This is a genomic window from Tepidibacter sp. Z1-5 (assembly GCF_037844525.1).
Lineage (GTDB): Bacteria > Bacillota > Clostridia > Peptostreptococcales > Peptostreptococcaceae > Tepidibacter_A.
Map to the genome: position 1 here is coordinate 195,652 of NZ_JBBMMD010000036.1, position 16,677 is coordinate 212,328.

The following is a 16,677-nucleotide window of genomic DNA, read 5'->3' on the forward strand; positions in this document are numbered from 1 at the left end:
GAAAAATATTTGATTGGAGGAAAATATGGGAAAAAATACATTGAATGATATAGATAAAAATAATATGCCAAAGCATATAGCTATTATAATGGATGGCAATGGAAGATGGGCAAAAAAAAGGTTTTTACCTAGGACGTTTGGTCATAAGGCCGGAGTTGAAACTATAAGAGAGATTGTTAAAGAATGTAGTAATCTAGGGATTGGGTATCTAACATTATACGCTTTTTCTACAGAAAATTGGAAAAGACCTAAAGACGAAGTAAGTGCACTTATGAATTTATTAGTGCAATATTTAAAAAAAGAAATAAAGGAATTACATGAAAATAATGTAATTTTTAATACTATAGGAGATATATCTTATCTACCTAGTGCTGCAGCTAAAGAAATTGAAAAATCAAAAGAACTTACTAAAGATAATACAGGACTTACACTTACATTGGCTTTGAATTATGGAAGTAGACATGATATAAAGAATGCTATTGTAAATATACTTGAAGATTATAAAAATGAAAAAATTGGGATAGATGATGTTGACGAAGAGTTTATTAGGAATTATTTAAGTACCAAATCATTACCAGATCCAGATATACTAGTTAGACCTAGTGGTGAATATAGAATTAGTAATTTTTTATTGTGGGAAATAGCATATTCTGAATTTTGGTTTTCGGATATATACTGGCCAGACTTTAGAAAAGAAAATTTACATAAACTTATTTTGGATTATCAAAATAGGGAAAGAAGATTTGGAGGACTTAAATAGGAGGATTTATATGTTTATTAGAATAGTATCTTCGATAATATTATTGCCGGTTTTAGCGTTTATCTTAATAAATGGAGGAATTCCTTTATATTTAGGTGTTATGATAATTTCATTAATAGCTATAAAAGAATTTTATGATGCTTTTAGGAAAAAGAATTTCAACAGTGCTAGTTTGCTGGGGTATCTATTTACTATGATAATCTATTTTGGTGCAACTTCACAAATGGATAGTAGATATATAACATGTGGTTTTTTTATTACTTTTTTTATATTATGCATATTACTTGTAATGAGAAAGTATAATGTTATTGATATGGGGATAACTTTTCTTGGAATAATATACATACCATATCTTTTGAAATATATAATATTAATTTCGAAATTTTCAAATTATAATTACATATATTTAATTTTTGTAATAGCATGGATGACGGATACATTTGCTTATTTTAGTGGTTATTTCTTTGGAAAACATAAATTAATACCAGAAGTTAGTCCTAAAAAGACTATAGAGGGAAGTATAGGAGGAGTTATAGGAAGTTCTTTATCTTGTATTGTATTTGGATATATATTTGGATTTAATTTGATACATATGGGCATAATTGGACTTATAGGAAGTATGATAGCTCAAATTGGAGATTTATTTGCATCTTCAATAAAGAGATTTCTGGAAATTAAAGATTATGGAAAATTGATACCTGGACATGGAGGTATATTAGATAGATTTGATAGTATAATTTTAACAGCTCCTTTTGTTTATTATTATATATATTTTTTTATAGATTAAAGTATAATTAAAGAAAATAAATTTAACCTTAGGGCTTCAGAATTTTCTGAAGCTATTATATTACGCTGCTTAAGAAGGGGATGGATAATATGAAAAAGATATCTATTTTAGGATCAACGGGTTCTATAGGAATGCAGGCTTTAGAGGTTGTGAGAAATAACAAAGGTAAATTTAAAATAGAAGCTTTGGCTGTAAATACTAGCATAGATATGCTTAAAAATCAAATATTAGAGTTTAGACCTAAAGTAGTAGCTGTTTACAACGAAGATAAAGCTAAACAGTTAAAAGAAATTCTACCAAAGGAAGTAGATGTAGATATATATTCTGGGATGACAGGATTAAAAACTATAGCATCTTTGGAGAGTGTAGATATAGTTTTAACAGCTCTTGTAGGAATGATAGGGCTTGTACCTACTTTAGAAGCTATTAAATATAGAAAAACAATAGCTTTGGCAAACAAAGAAACACTTGTAACTGCAGGTAGATTAGTTATGAATGAAGCTAAAAAAATGGGTGTTAATATTCTACCTGTTGATAGTGAACATTCTGCTATATTCCAATGTTTAAATGGAGAAAGTAATAAAGAAATCGAGAAAATTATATTAACAGCATCAGGTGGACCTTTTAGAAATAAAACAAAGGAACAACTTATAAATATAACTAAGAATGAGGCTTTGAAACATCCTAATTGGAGTATGGGTAGGAAAATAAGTATAGATTCAGCGACCTTAATGAATAAAGGACTTGAAGTTATAGAAGCGAAGTGGTTATTTGGAGTTGATTCTACTGACATAGATGTCTTGGTACATCCTCAAAGTATAGTACATTCTATGGTACAATTCATAGATGGATCAGTTATAGCTCAACTTGGAAATCCTGATATGAAGCTTCCTATACAGTATGCACTGTCATACCCAAATAGAATATATAATGATTATGAAAGATTAGATCTTGCAAAAATAAATTCACTAACATTTGAAAAACCAGATATTAATACTTTCCCGTGTTTAAAACTTGCTTATGAATGCTTGGAAAAAGGCGGAACATATTGTACTGTTTTAAATGCAGCTAATGAAATTTTGGTAAGTGAATTTTTGAATGATAAAATTAAATTTTATGATATACCAATGTATATAGAAAAAGCATTAGAAAAACATTCTAGTATAGAAGAACCTACATTAGAGGAAATATTACATATAGATAATTGGAGCAGAGAATTTATAAAAGAAAGTATAAAATAGGAAGGTGAAAATATGAACATCATTATATCTCTTATAGTATTTGGAATACTTGTTTTGTTTCATGAGTTTGGGCATTTTATAGTTGCTAAAAAAGCAGGGGTTAAAATACATGAGTTTGCTATAGGAATGGGACCAAAAATTTACTCATATAAAGGTGATGAAACAGAGTATGCACTTAGAGTATTACCTATAGGCGGATATGTTAGAATGGAAGGTGAAGATGAGGAATCGAGTGATCCTAGAAGTTTTAATAATAAAACTATATTTCAAAAGATAAGTATAATTTTTGCTGGACCCTTGATGAACTTTATACTAGCAATACTGTTGTTCACATTGATGTTTATGTATAAAGGAGTTCCTGGAACTACTATAGAAAATACTATTGATAACTTGCCGGCTCAACAAGTTGGTATTAAACAGGGAGATAAGATATTAAAAATAAATGATTCTAGTATAAAAAATTGGGATGATATAAGAAAAACAGTATCTAATTCTTCCACTAACACTATAAAAATTCAAGTACAAAGAGATAATAATGTATTGGAATACGATATTACACCTAAAGATGAAAATGGTAAAAAAAAGATAGGTATAGAGCCTAAATATGAAAAGAATAAAATAATATCATCTTTTAAATATGCAGTAGATCAAACTTTTTTCATATTAGGACAGATGATAGATTTCCTGGGAAAAGCTATAACTGGAAATGTATCAAAAGATGAAGTAGCAGGTCCTGTAGGTATAATAAATGTAGTAGGTAAAGCAGCGGATGCTGGTATAATAAATGTTATATTTTTGGGAGGCGTTATAAGTATAAATTTAGGATTATTTAACTTACTTCCTATACCAGCCTTAGATGGAGGACGAATTATATTCTTACTTATAGAACTTATTAGAGGGAAAAAAATGAATCCTGAAAGAGAAGGGTCTATACATTTCATAGGGTTTGTTGCATTGATGCTTTTGATGGTATTTACAATTTATAATGATGTATCTAGAATAATTAAATAGAAGGTGATTTTTTGAGGAAATTAACAAAAGTAATTGATTGTGGTAACGTTAAAATAGGAGGCAATAATCCTATATCTATTCAATCAATGACTAATACGGATACAAGAGATGTAGAAGCTACAATAAATCAAATAAAAGGTCTTGAAAAAATAGGTTGTGACATAGTTAGAGTCGCTGTTCCTGATATAGATGCTGCTTTAAAATTGGGTGAAATAAAAGAAGGTATAAATATACCAATTATAGCAGACATACATTTTGATTATAGATTAGCTCTTGAAGCTATAAATCAAGGAGTAGATGGACTTAGAATAAATCCTGGAAATATAGGGAGTATAGAAAGAGTAAGAATGGTAGTTGAAAAAGCTAAAGAAAAAAATATAAAAATAAGAATAGGTGTAAATGGAGGATCTTTAGAAAAAGATCTGCTTGAAAAGTATGAAAAGGCTACACCGGATGCTTTGGTAGAGAGTGCAATGAGGCATATAAGAATTTTAGAAAGTATGGATTTTTATAATATAGTTGTATCCTTAAAATCTAGTGACATACATACGACTATAAAGGCATATGAACTTATGTCTGAACAGGTGGAATATCCTCTACATGTTGGTATAACAGAATCTGGAAGTATAAAAAAAGGAACTATTAAATCATCTATAGGAATAGGATATATATTGCTTAAAGGAATAGGAGATACTATAAGGGTATCTTTAACGGGAGATCCTAAAGAAGAAATATTTGTAGGTAAAGAAATTTTAAAATCTATAGGACTATTAGATGAAGGTATTAAGGTTATATCTTGTCCGACTTGTGGAAGGTGTAATATAGACTTGATAAATATAGCTTCAAAGGTTGAAGAACAAATAAAAGATATAGATAAAAAAATGACTATAGCTATAATGGGTTGTGCTGTCAATGGACCTGGAGAGGCGAGGGAAGCTGATATTGGTATAGCTGGTGGAAATGAGAATGCTATCTTATTTAAAAAAGGAGAAATTGTAAGGAAGATAAAAAGTGATGATTTGATAAATGAATTAATAAGCGAAATAGAAAAATTCTAGACTATTTAGTCTAGAATTTTTGTGTTAATCTATATATTGAAACTTTATGCATAAAAAAGATAAAAACTGTCTAGGAGGTATTATGGATAGTATAAAAAAATATTTGGAAAAAATAGGAGTATGTAAAAATTTAGATAAGAAATATGATGATATTTTATTGAAAAATATAGTTTATTTTAAAGAAGATAAGATTGTATATTTTTATTTGGAATCAAAAGAAATACTCAATATATCTGAACTTAGAGTTATAGAATGCAAGATAAAGAATGAATTGACTTTTTTTAATGATGTAAAATTTAAAATTAGGTACAGAAATATTGAAGATGATGTAGGTGTTGTTATAAAAAAATACTGGAATAATATAGAGTTTATAATGAAGTCTATGGTTTCATCTATAACATCTGCTGAAAAAATTAGATGGAAATATATGGATAAATGTTTGGTTATAAATATAGAAAATGAAATAATATATAAAATATTGGAGTCGAAGAAGACTGCATATTCTATAAAAAGTATGATAAATGAGGAATTAGGTTTTGATTTGAGTGTTAGATTCGATCTTGAAAATAAATGCGATATGAATTTGAAAGAATATATAAGTAAAAAAGACGAGGAAACAGATAATCTACTTTCTAATAGAATTGTAACGAGTGTAAAATCTGAAACAAATGAAAATAAAAGCAATGATTGTAAGGTTGAAAAAGAGGAGACTGATATTATATATGGTAAAAGCATTACAGACTCTATTGAAATTATTAAAAATATAACTCCTGAAACAGGAAGGGTATGTATAAAAGGAGAGGTATTTGATGTTGAAAATCGAGAGTTAAAGGGCGGAAGGACTCTATTAACCATTTCTATAACAGATTATACAAGTTCTATAAAGTGTAAATTATTTTTAAGAGAAAATAATAAGGATTCTGTAGTGGAGAACATAAACAAAGGATCTTATTTAAAGATTAGAGGAAATGCTTTGTTTGATAATTATTCTCAGGAACTGATTGTGAATATCTCAGATATACAAAAATCAAAGAAAAAAGAAAAACATGATAAAAGTGATAAGAAAAGGGTAGAACTACATTTGCATACTCAAATGTCTGCTATGGATGCAATCACTTCAGTATCAAAGGTGATTGAAAGAGCTGCAAAATGGGGACATAAAGCTATAGCAGTTACTGATCATGGTATAGTGCAGGCCTTTCCAGAAGCGATGGAGGCATCTAAAAAACATGGTGTCAAAGTTCTTTATGGAGTGGAAGGGTACTTAGTAGATGATACTAATCCTGTTATAAAAAATCCAAATAAATTACCTCTAAGTCAGACTTTTGTAGTATTTGATTTAGAAACAACAGGTTTTTCTAGTAAAAATGATAAGATAACAGAGATTGGCGCTGTAAAAATAGAAAATTTTGAAATTATAGAGAGATTTAGCGTTTTAGTAAATCCTGAAAAACATATACCGTATAAAGTTCAAGAACTCACAGGTATAACTAATGACATGGTTAAAGATGAAAGAACTATTGAACAGGTAATGCCAGATTTTTTAGATTTTATAAAGGATAGTGTGTTGGTTGCTCATAATGCAGAGTTTGATATAGGCTTTGTAAGAGAAAACTGTAAGAGAATGTCTTTAAATTTTAATAATATATATGTTGATACTATAAATCTTGCTAGAGAGTTACTTCCACAACTTAAAAGGTATAAATTAAATACAGTAGCAAAAGCTCTTAAGGTTTCACTTGAAAATCATCATAGAGCAGTTGATGATGCTGAAGCTACAGCAGAAATATTTATAAAATTTTTGGAAATGCTAAAAGAAAAAGATGCAAACTATTTGCATCAAGTCAATGAATTATTTAAGGTTGCTGATTTTAAAAAGGTAAGAAGTAATCATATAACTATATTGGTTAAAAACTATATAGGTCTTAAAAATTTATATAAATTAATATCAAAAGCACACATGGAATATTTCTATAAGACTCCTAGAATACCTAAAAGTGTTTTAAAGGAATATAAAGAAGGACTTTTGATAGGGTCGGCATGTGAAAATGGTGAGGTGTATCAAAGTATACTTAAAAATAAAGAAGATTATGAAATAGAGGAAATATTAGAACTATATGATTATCTAGAAATAATGCCACTTGATAATAATAAATTTATGATAGAAAAAGAAATTGTTAAAGATTATGAAGAACTTAAAGATATTAATAGAAAAATTATACAACTTGGGAAAAAGTATGATAAATTAGTTGTGGCAACTGGAGATGTTCATTTTATAGATCCCCATGATGAGGTGTATAGGAAAATATTAAAGCATTCACAGGGATTCAAAAGTGCTAATGAGGAGATTCCTCTTTACTTTAGAACTACAGATAATATGTTAGATGAATTTAGCTATTTGGGTTATGAAACTGCTGAGGAAGTGGTTATAACTAATACCAATAAAATAGCAGACCGAATAGATGAAATAAAACCTATACCAGATGAAACATGTACTCCAGTAATAGAAGGATCTGAAGAAGATCTTAGAGAAATGTGTTATAAAAAAGCTCATAATATGTATGGAGAAAAACTACCGGATGTAGTTGAAAAACGACTTGAGAGAGAGTTAAATTCTATAATAAGTAATGGATATGCTGTTTTGTATATAATATCACAAAAATTGGTTACGAAATCTTTACAAGATGGATATCTAGTTGGATCAAGGGGATCGGTTGGCTCATCATTTGTTGCTACAATGAGTGATATAACAGAGGTTAATCCTTTACCAGCTCACTATAGATGTGAAAAATGCTTGAAGTCTGAGTTCTTTGAAACTGGAAGTTATACATCGGGAGCTGATTTACCTGATAAGGATTGTCCCGATTGTAAAATACCGTATATAAAAGATGGACATGATATACCTTTTGAGGTTTTTTTAGGATTCGAAGGAGATAAAGAACCGGATATTGACCTTAATTTTGCAGGTGAGTATCAGCCAAATGCACATAAGTATACAGAAGTACTATTTGGGGAAGGATATGTATATAGAGCTGGAACAATAGGAACTATAGCTGATAAAACAGCTTATGGATTTGCTAAAAAATATATTGACGAAAATGAAATGAAAACTACATCAGCAGAAGTTAACAGGCTATCCAAAGGGTGTACTGGAATCAAAAGGACATCAGGGCAACATCCCGGAGGAGTAATGGTTGTTCCTCATTATAAAGAAATATACGATTTTTCACCTATTCAATATCCGGCTAATGATTCTACATCTGGAGTTATAACAACTCATTTTGACTATCACTCCATAAGTGGTAGAATATTAAAGCTTGATATATTAGGACACGACGTTCCGACTATAATAAGAATGATTGAGGATATAACAGGAATCAATGCTACTAAAATACCTCTTGATGATAAAAAGACAATGTCTATATTTACATCTACAGAAGCTTTAGGAGTTACTAGTGAAGAAATTAATTGTACTATAGGGAGTCTTGGAATACCTGAGTTTGGAACTAAATTTGTTAGACAAATGCTCACAGATACTCAGCCTACAACTTTTGGAGAACTTGTAAGAATTTCAGGATTATCACATGGTACAGATGTTTGGCTTAATAATGCTCAGGACTTGGTTAGGGATGGTGTTGTTACATTAAAGGATGTTATATCAACAAGAGACGATATAATGAACTATCTTATATTTAAAGGATTGAAGCCTAAACTTTCATTTAAAATAATGGAGAAGGTTAGGAAAGGTAAAGGACTAACTCCAGAAGATGAAGAAGAAATGAAAAATAATGATGTGCCACAGTGGTATATAGATTCTTGTAACAAAATTAAGTATATGTTCCCAAAAGCACATGCGGTAGCTTATGTTATGATGTCAGTTAGAATAGCTTATTGTAAGGTTTATTATCCACATTCTTTTTATGCCACTTATTTTACTACTAAAGCAGAAGATTTTGATGCTAATTTAGTTATAAAAGGTAAAGACGAAGTTATTCGTAAGATGAAAGAAATAGAAAGTCTTGGGAATGACGTTACGGCTAAAGAAAAAGGTATGCTAACTGTGCTTGAGGTTGTTAGAGAAATGTTTGCAAGAAAGATAGAAATTTCAAGAGTAGATCTTTATAAATCAGATGCAAAGAAATTTAAAATAGTAGATAATAAATTATTACCACCGTTAATAGCTCTTCAGGGCGTTGGAGGTAATGCTGCTATTAATATCGCTAAAGAAAGAGAAAAAGAAGAATTTCTTTCAATAGAAGATTTGAGAAAGAGGACTAAGATTTCAAAAACTGTAATTGAAACATTAAAAAGCCATGGCTGCATTGAAGGTCTGCCTGAGACAAACCAGTTATCCCTGTTGTGATAAGTTGCACAAAAAAACATTATATGGTATACTAGTATAGACAAATATATATACTAGTAAAATATAGAGTGGGGATGATGCCCACTCTTTCTTTTATAATAATAGGAAACAAATTTTATAAAAAAATAAACAACTTAAAAACTAAATAAAGGAGGTATACATATATGAAAAAAAGTGTAGAAAAAACAATAGAAGAAATAGTTTTGCCAATAGTTGATAATAATAACTTTGAATTAATAGACGTAGAGTATGTTAAAGAAGCTGGACATTATTATTTAAGAATCTATATAGATAAAGAAGGCGGAATTGGATTAAATGACTGTAAAATGGTAAGTGAAGAATTGAGCGAGATATTAGATAAAATAGATCCAATAAAAGAAAACTATTTTTTAGAAATATCATCACCTGGAATTGACAGACCATTAAAAAAAGATAATGATTTTGAGCGATATAAAGGAAGAGATGTTGAATTAAAGCTTTATAAAGCTTTAGATGGACAAAAGCAGTTTGAAGGAGAGCTTGTAGGATTATTTGAAGGTATAATAAAAATTAAAACAGATAAAGATGAGATATTGGAATTCGATAAAAAAGAAGTATCTATAATTAGATTATCTGTAAAAATTTAACAAGGAGGAGAAATGATGAATTTAGAATTCATAGATGCTTTAGAACAATTAGAAAAGGAAAAAGGTGTTTCTAAGGACATATTAATAGACACTATTGAAGCGGCACTTGTTTCAGCTTACAAAAGAAATTTTGGTTCTTGTCAAAATGTTAGAACGGAAATAGATAGAGAAAATGGTGAAGTTAAAGTTTATTCGCAAAAAAGAGTAGTAGAATCTGATGATGTATATGATGATTTTTTAGAAATAGCTATAGATGAAGCTAGAGAATTCAATAAAAATTATGAACTAGATGATATTGTTGAATTTGAAGTTACACCTAAAAACTTTGGAAGAATTGCAGCTCAAACAGCTAAGCAAGTTGTAGTTCAAAGAATAAGAGAAGCAGAGAGAGATGTTATCTATTCAGAATTTATAAATAGAGAAACTGAAATAGTTACAGGAATAGTAGCTAGAGTAAGTAAAGGTATAGTATATATTTCTCTTGGCAAAATAGAGGGTGTATTAAATCAAACTGAACAAATACCAGGTGAAACATATGAAGTGGGTCAGAGAATAAAATCATATATAATAGAAGTTAAAAAGACTACAAAAGGGCCTCAAATACTTTTATCTAGAAGTCATCCGGGACTTATTAAAAGATTATTTGAACTAGAAGTACCTGAAATATATGATGGAGTTGTTCAAATAAAATCTATATCAAGAGAAGCTGGTTCTAGAACTAAAATGGCAGTACACTCTATAGATGAAAATGTAGATTCAATAGGAGCTTGTGTTGGAGCTAAGGGATCTAGAGTAAAAAATATAGTAGATGAGTTAAAAGAAGAAAAAATAGATATAATAAAATATAGTGAAAATCCTGCTGAATTTATATCTAGCGCGCTAAGTCCATCAAAAGTAATTTCGGTAGAATTAAATGAGCAAGAAAGAAGCGCAAAGGTAATAGTTCCTGATTACCAATTATCATTAGCTATAGGTAAAGAAGGACAAAATGCTAGACTTGCAGCAAAACTTACTAATTGGAAAATAGACATAAAAAGTGAGAGCCAAGCTAATAATTAATAAAAAAGGAGGCGATATTCTTGAGTCAAAAGAAAATACCTCAACGTAAATGTATAATCTGTCAGGATAGAAATTCAAAAAAAACCTTGATAAGAATAGTAAAAAATAAAGATGGAGAAATATTTGTAGACAATACAGGTAAAGCTAATGGTAGAGGAGCTTATATTTGTGCTAGTAAAGAATGCTTAGAAAAAGCTATAAAGACTAGAGCATTAAATAGAGCGTTTAAATTAGAAATTTCAGAAAAAGTTTACAATGACTTATCGGAGGAAATAGACAAATATGAAAAATAAAATTCTTTCGTTACTAGGTATTATTTTAAGAAGTGGTAACTTGGTTTCTGGAGATGATACTACATTATCTGATCTTAAAAAAGGAAAAATAAAATTAATTATAATAGCAAATGATGCATCGGAAAATACAAAAAAGCTTTTTAAAGATAAATCTGAATATAGAAACGTGCCTTATATAATAGATTTTACGAAAGAAGAATTAGGAAAAAGTATAGGAAAAAGTAGTAGAGCAGTAATCGGTATAAAAAGCGATCAGTTTGCAATGAAAATAAAAGAAATTAGTAGGGGGTGAAGCTTTTGTCAAAGACAAGAGTTTATCAATTAGCACAAGAATTAGGAATGTCAAATAAAGAAATTATAGAAAAAATGGATTCATTAGAAATACTTGTAGAAAATAATATGAGTATTTTAAGTGAGGAAGAAGTAAATAAAATAAAGGAACTTTCAAGCGAAGAAGATGCAACTGGTGAGAATAATAATCTTACTGAAATTAAAATAGCCGATAAAATAACAGTTCAAAATTTAGCACAATTAATAGATAAAAGTGCTACAGAAGTTATAACTAAACTTATAAAATTAGGAATAATGGCAGGTATGAATCAAGAAATAGATTTTGATTTGGCTGCATGTGTAGCTATGGACTATGGATTTAAAGCTATACAATACGAAGAAGACGAAATAGATGATGAAATAGAAATAGAAGAAGATAGACCGGAAGATTTAAAACCAAGACCACCTATTGTAACTGTTATGGGACATGTTGACCACGGTAAAACTTCATTACTTGATGCTATTAGAAATAGTAAAGTAACAGATAAAGAGGCTGGTGGAATAACTCAACATATAGGTGCATATGAAGTAGAAGTTGATAAAAAGAAAATAGTATTTTTAGATACTCCTGGACATGAAGCGTTTACATCTATGAGAGCAAGAGGAGCTCAAGTTACAGATATAGCGATACTTGTAGTTGCAGCAGATGATGGTATAATGCCTCAAACAGTAGAAGCTATAAACCATGCAAAAGCAGCTCAGGTACCTATAATAATAGCTATAAACAAAATCGATAAAGTTGGAGCAAATCCAGATAGAGTAAAGCAAGAATTAACAGAACACGGACTTTTAGTTGAAGATTGGGGAGGAGATATAATATCTGTTCCGGTTTCAGCTCTTAAAAATGAAAATATAGATACATTACTAGAAATGATTTTACTAGTTTCTGAGATGGAAGAATTAAAAGCTAATCCAAACAGAAAAGCAGTAGGAACTGTTGTAGAGGGACAACTTGATAAAGGAAGAGGTCCAGTAGCTACTGTACTTGTTCAAAATGGAACATTAAAAGTTGGAGATGCAGTTGTTGTTGGTTGTGCACACGGTAAAATCAGAGCTATGGTAAATGACTTGGGTAAAAGAGTAAAGCAGGCAGCACCATCTATACCAGTTGAAATACTTGGACTTTCTGAGGTTCCGCAAGCAGGAGATCAATTTGTAGTAGTTAAAAATGATAAGATGGCTAGAGGTATAGCTGATAAAAGAAAAGATAAAATTAGAGCAAGACAAATGAAAGCTAGTCAAAAGGTATCATTAGATGATTTATTTAAACAAATGGAACAAGGCGATGTAAAAGAGCTTAATATAATAATAAAGGCAGATGTTCAAGGTTCAGTTCAAGCTGTAAAACAGTCTTTAGAAAAATTAAGTAACGAAGAAGTAACTGTAAAAGCTATTCATGGAGCTGTTGGAGCTATAACTGAGTCTGATGTAATGCTTGCTAGTGCTTCTAATGCTATAATAATAGGATTTAATGTAAGACCAATTGGAGCAGCATCAGATGTAGCTGAAAAAGAAAAAGTTGATTTAAGAACATATAGAGTAATATATAAAGCTATAGAAGACATACAATCTGCAATGAGGGGTATGCTTGATCCTGAGTTTGTAGAAGAAGAATTAGGAAAAGCAGAGATTAGGGCTACATTTAAAGTATCTGGAGTTGGAACTATAGCAGGGGCATATGTAACTCAAGGAAAGTTAGCAAGAAATGCTCAAGTAAGATTAGTTAGAGAAGGTATAGTTATACATGAAGGTGAGCTTAACTCTTTAAAGAGATTTAAAGATGATGCTAAAGAAGTAGCCAAAGGTTATGAATGTGGATTTGCATTAAGTAATTTCAATGACTTAAAAGAAGGCGATGTAATAGAAGCTTTTATAATGAAAGAAAAAGAAAATAGATAGAGGGGTTGTAGATACTATGGCATCATATTCTAGAACAAGAAGAATAGGAGAAGAAATAAAAAAGGTTATAAGTAGATTACTTTTAGAAGGTCTAAAAGATCCTAGAATATCTTCTCTAGTAAGTGTTACGGATGTTAATGTAACTTCTGATTTAAAGTATGCTTATATATACATTAGCGTACTTACAGGAGATAAAGATGGAACCCTAAAAGGATTAAAAAGTGCCAGTGGATTTGTTAGAAAAGAAATAGGAAAACATGTTAAATTGAGATATACTCCTGAAATAATATTTAGATTGGATGATTCTATTGAAAAAGGAGTTTACATGTCTAATTTAATTAAAAACGTCAATTCAAAAAAAGAAGATGATGTAAATGAATAAAATAATAAATACTATAATGGGAAGTAATAATTTTATTATTACTTCCCATTATAGTCCAGATGGAGACAACTTAGGATCATCAATAGGACTATATTATGCACTTAAAAGTATGAAGAAAGAAGCTATGTTTGTATTAGATGATAATCTTCCTTCTAATTTGGAATTTTTATATAAAGAAATTAAAATATATAAATCTGAAGAAATAAAGACTGAAGATTATATACTTATATCACTTGATTGTGGTGATAAAGATAGACTTTGTTGTAGTGATACTATAAAAAGTGCAGCAAGTATAACAATAAATATAGACCACCATACAAGCAATGATTTATATGCAGACTTAAACTATGTAGATGATAAAGCTTCATCTACATGTGAAGTTGTATATGAAATGCTTATGAAAATAGATGAAAATATAATAGACAAAAAAATAGCTAATTGTCTTTACACTGGTCTTATAACTGATACAGGCAATTTTATGTATTCAAATACTAATCCTAGTAGTTTTGAAATGGCTTGTGAACTATTAAAAAAAGGAATAGACAAACAAGATATAATACAAAACATATACCAAAATAATCCTGTAAACTATGTTAAGATACTAGGTGAATCTTTAAATACATTAAACGTTATACAAGATAAAATAGCGACTATTGAATTGACTACTCAAATGTTTAAAAATAACAATATAACATTTAATGACGTGGATGGATTTGTAAACTATGCTAGAGATATAAATGGAGTAGAAGTTGGGATTTTATTTAAGCAAAAAAAATCTAATCAGATTAAAATAAGCTTAAGATCCAAATCATATGTTAATGTCAGTGAAATAGCAAAAGTATTTGGAGGAGGAGGCCATGTAAGGGCTTCTGGATGTACAATAAATGATTCTTTAGAGAATGCTAAAAAAACGCTTATAGAAGAAGTAATAAAGCATATTTAAGAGAGTGATAATATGAATGGAATACTTAATATACTAAAACCAACAGGTATGACATCTCATGATGTTGTATCAAGAGTTAGAAAAATTGTAAATATGAAAAAAGTAGGACATACAGGTACATTAGATCCAAATGCAGCTGGAGTATTACCTATATGCCTTGGTAAGGCTACCAAAATAGCTGAACTTATATTAAATAAAGAAAAAACTTATATAGCAGAGTTAACACTTGGAATACAAACAGATACTTATGATTCTTTTGGCAAAATTATAGAAAAAAAGGATTCAACTCATATAAATGAAGAAGATATATATAGTGCATTTGAAAAATTTAAGGGAGAGATAACTCAAATACCTCCTATATACTCTGCTCTAAAAGTTAATGGTAAGAGATTGTATGAATTAGCACGAAGTGGACAGACTGATGTTGAAATTAAATCAAGAAAAGTAATAGTAAAAGATATAAAAATAAAAAGCATAGATAAAGAAAAAGTATTGTTTGAAGTGACGGTATCTAAGGGTACATATGTTAGGAGTCTTTGTAAGGATATAGGAGACGAACTTGGAGTTGGTGCTTATATGTCGTTTTTGCTTAGAACGAAGTCGGGTAATTTTGACATTGAAAATGCATATACACTCGAAGAAATCGAACAAGCATCTAAGGATTTGAAATTACAAGATTATATAATGGGAATAGATTATCCTCTTACAAATTACGAAAGAATAGATGTAAAGCAAAGTGCATATAAGGCATTTTCTAATGGAAACACTATATATCAAAAAGGCCTAATAATTAAACAAGAATATCATGATGAAGAATTAGTGAAAGTATATATAGATGATAAATTTTGCGCAATTGGGAAAATAAAAATACAAGACGATAATATATTGTTAAAAAGCCATAAATTATTTATTTAATTATTGGAGCTGAATATGATGAAAATAATTACAGACATAAAAAATATAAATATAAAACAGGATACCGTTGTAACTATTGGAAATTTTGATGGAGTACATAAAGGCCATCAAAAAATAATAAAAGACACTATATTAATAGCTAAACATAAAAAAATGAAGAGTGTACTTTTTACATTTTCAAACCATCCTGTTAATTTTTTCAAAAAAAACAAATTGAAGAATATAATTACCAAAGAAGAAAAATATGAAATTATAAATAAAATGGGAATTGATATAATTGTTTCTATACCATTTAATGAATTTATAATAAAATTAAATCCAGAAGAGTATATAGAAAAAATTCTTTTGGATAAATTGCATGCAAAACAAATAGTTATAGGGCATGATTTTAGATTTGGACTAAACAGAGGTGGAAATGCTGAATTTTTAGAAAATATTGGAAAAACATATGGTTTTGATGTGAAAATTATGAATCCTATTTGTTTGGAAAATATAAGGATAAGCAGTACTTATGTAAGAAATTTACTAGAAATTGGTGAGGTAGATAAGGTTAGTGAATTTTTAGGAAGAGAGTATGGAGTAAACGGAATTGTTATTCATGGTAAAAAAATAGGCAGAAACTTAGGGTTTCCAACTATTAATTTAAAGTATGATAAAAACATATTGATTCCTAAGATAGGTGTTTATCACACGAAGGTAAATATAGATGGAAAAATCTATAATGGTGCAACTAATATAGGATATAGTCCAACTGTTAAACAAAATGAATTTACAGTTGAGACCTATATACTTGAATATAATGGAAATTTATATGGAAAGGAAGCAACTATTAATTTTATAAGAAGAATTAGAGATGAAATAAAGTTTGATACAATACAGGATTTAAAGAAACAGATGAATATGGATATAGAGAACATAAAGCAAAATAAAAAATAAGTTTACTTATAAATCAAGTTATGTTACAATAATTAATGTTGAAACCATTGCTCGGCATTTGATTCACCGACGAA

The 16,677-nt window shown here is 29.2% G+C and carries 15 protein-coding genes; all 15 read left to right on the plus strand.

What is annotated here, in order from left to right; genetic code table 11:
• Positions 1-25: 25 nt before the first annotated feature.
• The 15 genes from WJW32_RS09480 to WJW32_RS09550 all read left to right on the plus strand — a co-directional run bounded on the left by WJW32_RS09480 (position 26) and on the right by WJW32_RS09550 (position 16,603).
• Complete coding sequence (locus WJW32_RS09480; protein WP_340257682.1) at positions 26-760, plus strand: isoprenyl transferase; 735 nt, start codon at positions 26-28, stop codon at positions 758-760.
• 10 nt (positions 761-770) lie between these two features.
• Positions 771-1,547: a phosphatidate cytidylyltransferase gene (locus WJW32_RS09485; RefSeq protein ID WP_340257683.1), complete on the plus strand. Its 777-nt coding sequence runs from the start codon at positions 771-773 to the stop codon at positions 1,545-1,547.
• A gap of 89 nt (positions 1,548-1,636) precedes the next feature.
• Entirely contained in the window at positions 1,637-2,788 is a 1,152-nt protein-coding gene (locus tag WJW32_RS09490) for a 1-deoxy-D-xylulose-5-phosphate reductoisomerase (RefSeq protein WP_340257685.1), read from the plus strand.
• A gap of 12 nt (positions 2,789-2,800) precedes the next feature.
• The gene (gene rseP, locus WJW32_RS09495) at positions 2,801-3,799 is read left to right on the plus strand and encodes an RIP metalloprotease RseP (RefSeq protein WP_340257686.1); all 999 of its coding nucleotides are present in this window, start codon (positions 2,801-2,803) and stop codon (positions 3,797-3,799) included.
• An 11-nt stretch (positions 3,800-3,810) separates the two neighbouring features.
• The gene (gene ispG / locus WJW32_RS09500) at positions 3,811-4,857 is read left to right on the plus strand and encodes a flavodoxin-dependent (E)-4-hydroxy-3-methylbut-2-enyl-diphosphate synthase (RefSeq protein WP_340257688.1); all 1,047 of its coding nucleotides are present in this window, start codon (positions 3,811-3,813) and stop codon (positions 4,855-4,857) included.
• 82 nt (positions 4,858-4,939) lie between these two features.
• Positions 4,940-9,220 carry a PolC-type DNA polymerase III gene (locus WJW32_RS09505; RefSeq protein WP_340257689.1) on the plus strand — a complete coding sequence of 1,427 codons (4,281 nt, stop codon included), beginning with the start codon at positions 4,940-4,942 and terminating at the stop codon, positions 9,218-9,220.
• A gap of 164 nt (positions 9,221-9,384) precedes the next feature.
• Positions 9,385-9,846 (plus strand): ribosome maturation factor RimP, encoded by a 462-nt coding sequence (rimP, locus tag WJW32_RS09510; RefSeq protein ID WP_340257691.1) that lies wholly within the window; start codon positions 9,385-9,387, stop codon positions 9,844-9,846.
• Between the two features lie 15 nt (positions 9,847-9,861).
• Positions 9,862-10,905, plus strand: a complete 1,044-nt coding sequence (gene nusA / locus WJW32_RS09515) for a transcription termination factor NusA (RefSeq protein WP_340257693.1) — start codon at positions 9,862-9,864, stop codon at positions 10,903-10,905.
• A gap of 20 nt (positions 10,906-10,925) precedes the next feature.
• Complete coding sequence (gene rnpM / locus WJW32_RS09520) at positions 10,926-11,198, plus strand: RNase P modulator RnpM (protein WP_340257695.1); 273 nt, start codon at positions 10,926-10,928, stop codon at positions 11,196-11,198.
• A complete protein-coding gene (locus tag WJW32_RS09525; protein WP_340257696.1) occupies positions 11,188-11,490 on the plus strand; it encodes a L7Ae/L30e/S12e/Gadd45 family ribosomal protein in 303 nt (100 codons plus the stop codon). Before rnpM ends, WJW32_RS09525 begins: the two co-directional genes overlap by 11 nt.
• A 5-nt stretch (positions 11,491-11,495) precedes the next feature.
• Positions 11,496-13,427: a translation initiation factor IF-2 gene (gene infB, locus WJW32_RS09530; protein WP_340257698.1), complete on the plus strand. Its 1,932-nt coding sequence runs from the start codon at positions 11,496-11,498 to the stop codon at positions 13,425-13,427.
• A 16-nt stretch (positions 13,428-13,443) separates the two neighbouring features.
• Positions 13,444-13,809 (plus strand): 30S ribosome-binding factor RbfA, encoded by a 366-nt coding sequence (gene rbfA / locus WJW32_RS09535; protein WP_340257700.1) that lies wholly within the window; start codon positions 13,444-13,446, stop codon positions 13,807-13,809.
• Positions 13,802-14,752, plus strand: a complete 951-nt coding sequence (locus tag WJW32_RS09540) for a DHH family phosphoesterase (RefSeq protein ID WP_340257701.1) — start codon at positions 13,802-13,804, stop codon at positions 14,750-14,752. The genes rbfA and WJW32_RS09540 overlap by 8 nt, the downstream gene beginning before the upstream one ends.
• A 12-nt stretch (positions 14,753-14,764) precedes the next feature.
• Positions 14,765-15,667 (plus strand): tRNA pseudouridine(55) synthase TruB, encoded by a 903-nt coding sequence (gene truB, locus WJW32_RS09545; RefSeq protein WP_340257703.1) that lies wholly within the window; start codon positions 14,765-14,767, stop codon positions 15,665-15,667.
• 15 nt (positions 15,668-15,682) lie between these two features.
• Positions 15,683-16,603 (plus strand): bifunctional riboflavin kinase/FAD synthetase, encoded by a 921-nt coding sequence (locus WJW32_RS09550; RefSeq protein ID WP_340257704.1) that lies wholly within the window; start codon positions 15,683-15,685, stop codon positions 16,601-16,603.
• Positions 16,604-16,677 lie beyond the last annotated feature (74 nt).

What these genes read in the sequence shown, in the direction of transcription:
- WJW32_RS09480 (WP_340257682.1), top strand. Translation starts at nt 26, where the DNA reads ATGGGAAAAAATACATTGAATGATATAGATAAAAATAATATGCCAAAG.
- WJW32_RS09485 (WP_340257683.1), top strand. Translation starts at nt 771, where the DNA reads ATGTTTATTAGAATAGTATCTTCGATAATATTATTGCCGGTTTTAGCG.
- WJW32_RS09490 (WP_340257685.1), top strand. Translation starts at nt 1,637, where the DNA reads ATGAAAAAGATATCTATTTTAGGATCAACGGGTTCTATAGGAATGCAG.
- rseP (WP_340257686.1), top strand. Translation starts at nt 2,801, where the DNA reads ATGAACATCATTATATCTCTTATAGTATTTGGAATACTTGTTTTGTTT.
- WJW32_RS09505 (WP_340257689.1), top strand. Translation starts at nt 4,940, where the DNA reads ATGGATAGTATAAAAAAATATTTGGAAAAAATAGGAGTATGTAAAAAT.
- rimP (WP_340257691.1), top strand. Translation starts at nt 9,385, where the DNA reads ATGAAAAAAAGTGTAGAAAAAACAATAGAAGAAATAGTTTTGCCAATA.
- nusA (WP_340257693.1), top strand. Translation starts at nt 9,862, where the DNA reads ATGAATTTAGAATTCATAGATGCTTTAGAACAATTAGAAAAGGAAAAA.
- WJW32_RS09525 (WP_340257696.1), top strand. Translation starts at nt 11,188, where the DNA reads ATGAAAAATAAAATTCTTTCGTTACTAGGTATTATTTTAAGAAGTGGT.
- rbfA (WP_340257700.1), top strand. Translation starts at nt 13,444, where the DNA reads ATGGCATCATATTCTAGAACAAGAAGAATAGGAGAAGAAATAAAAAAG.
- WJW32_RS09540 (WP_340257701.1), top strand. Translation starts at nt 13,802, where the DNA reads ATGAATAAAATAATAAATACTATAATGGGAAGTAATAATTTTATTATT.
- truB (WP_340257703.1), top strand. Translation starts at nt 14,765, where the DNA reads ATGAATGGAATACTTAATATACTAAAACCAACAGGTATGACATCTCAT.
- WJW32_RS09550 (WP_340257704.1), top strand. Translation starts at nt 15,683, where the DNA reads ATGATGAAAATAATTACAGACATAAAAAATATAAATATAAAACAGGAT.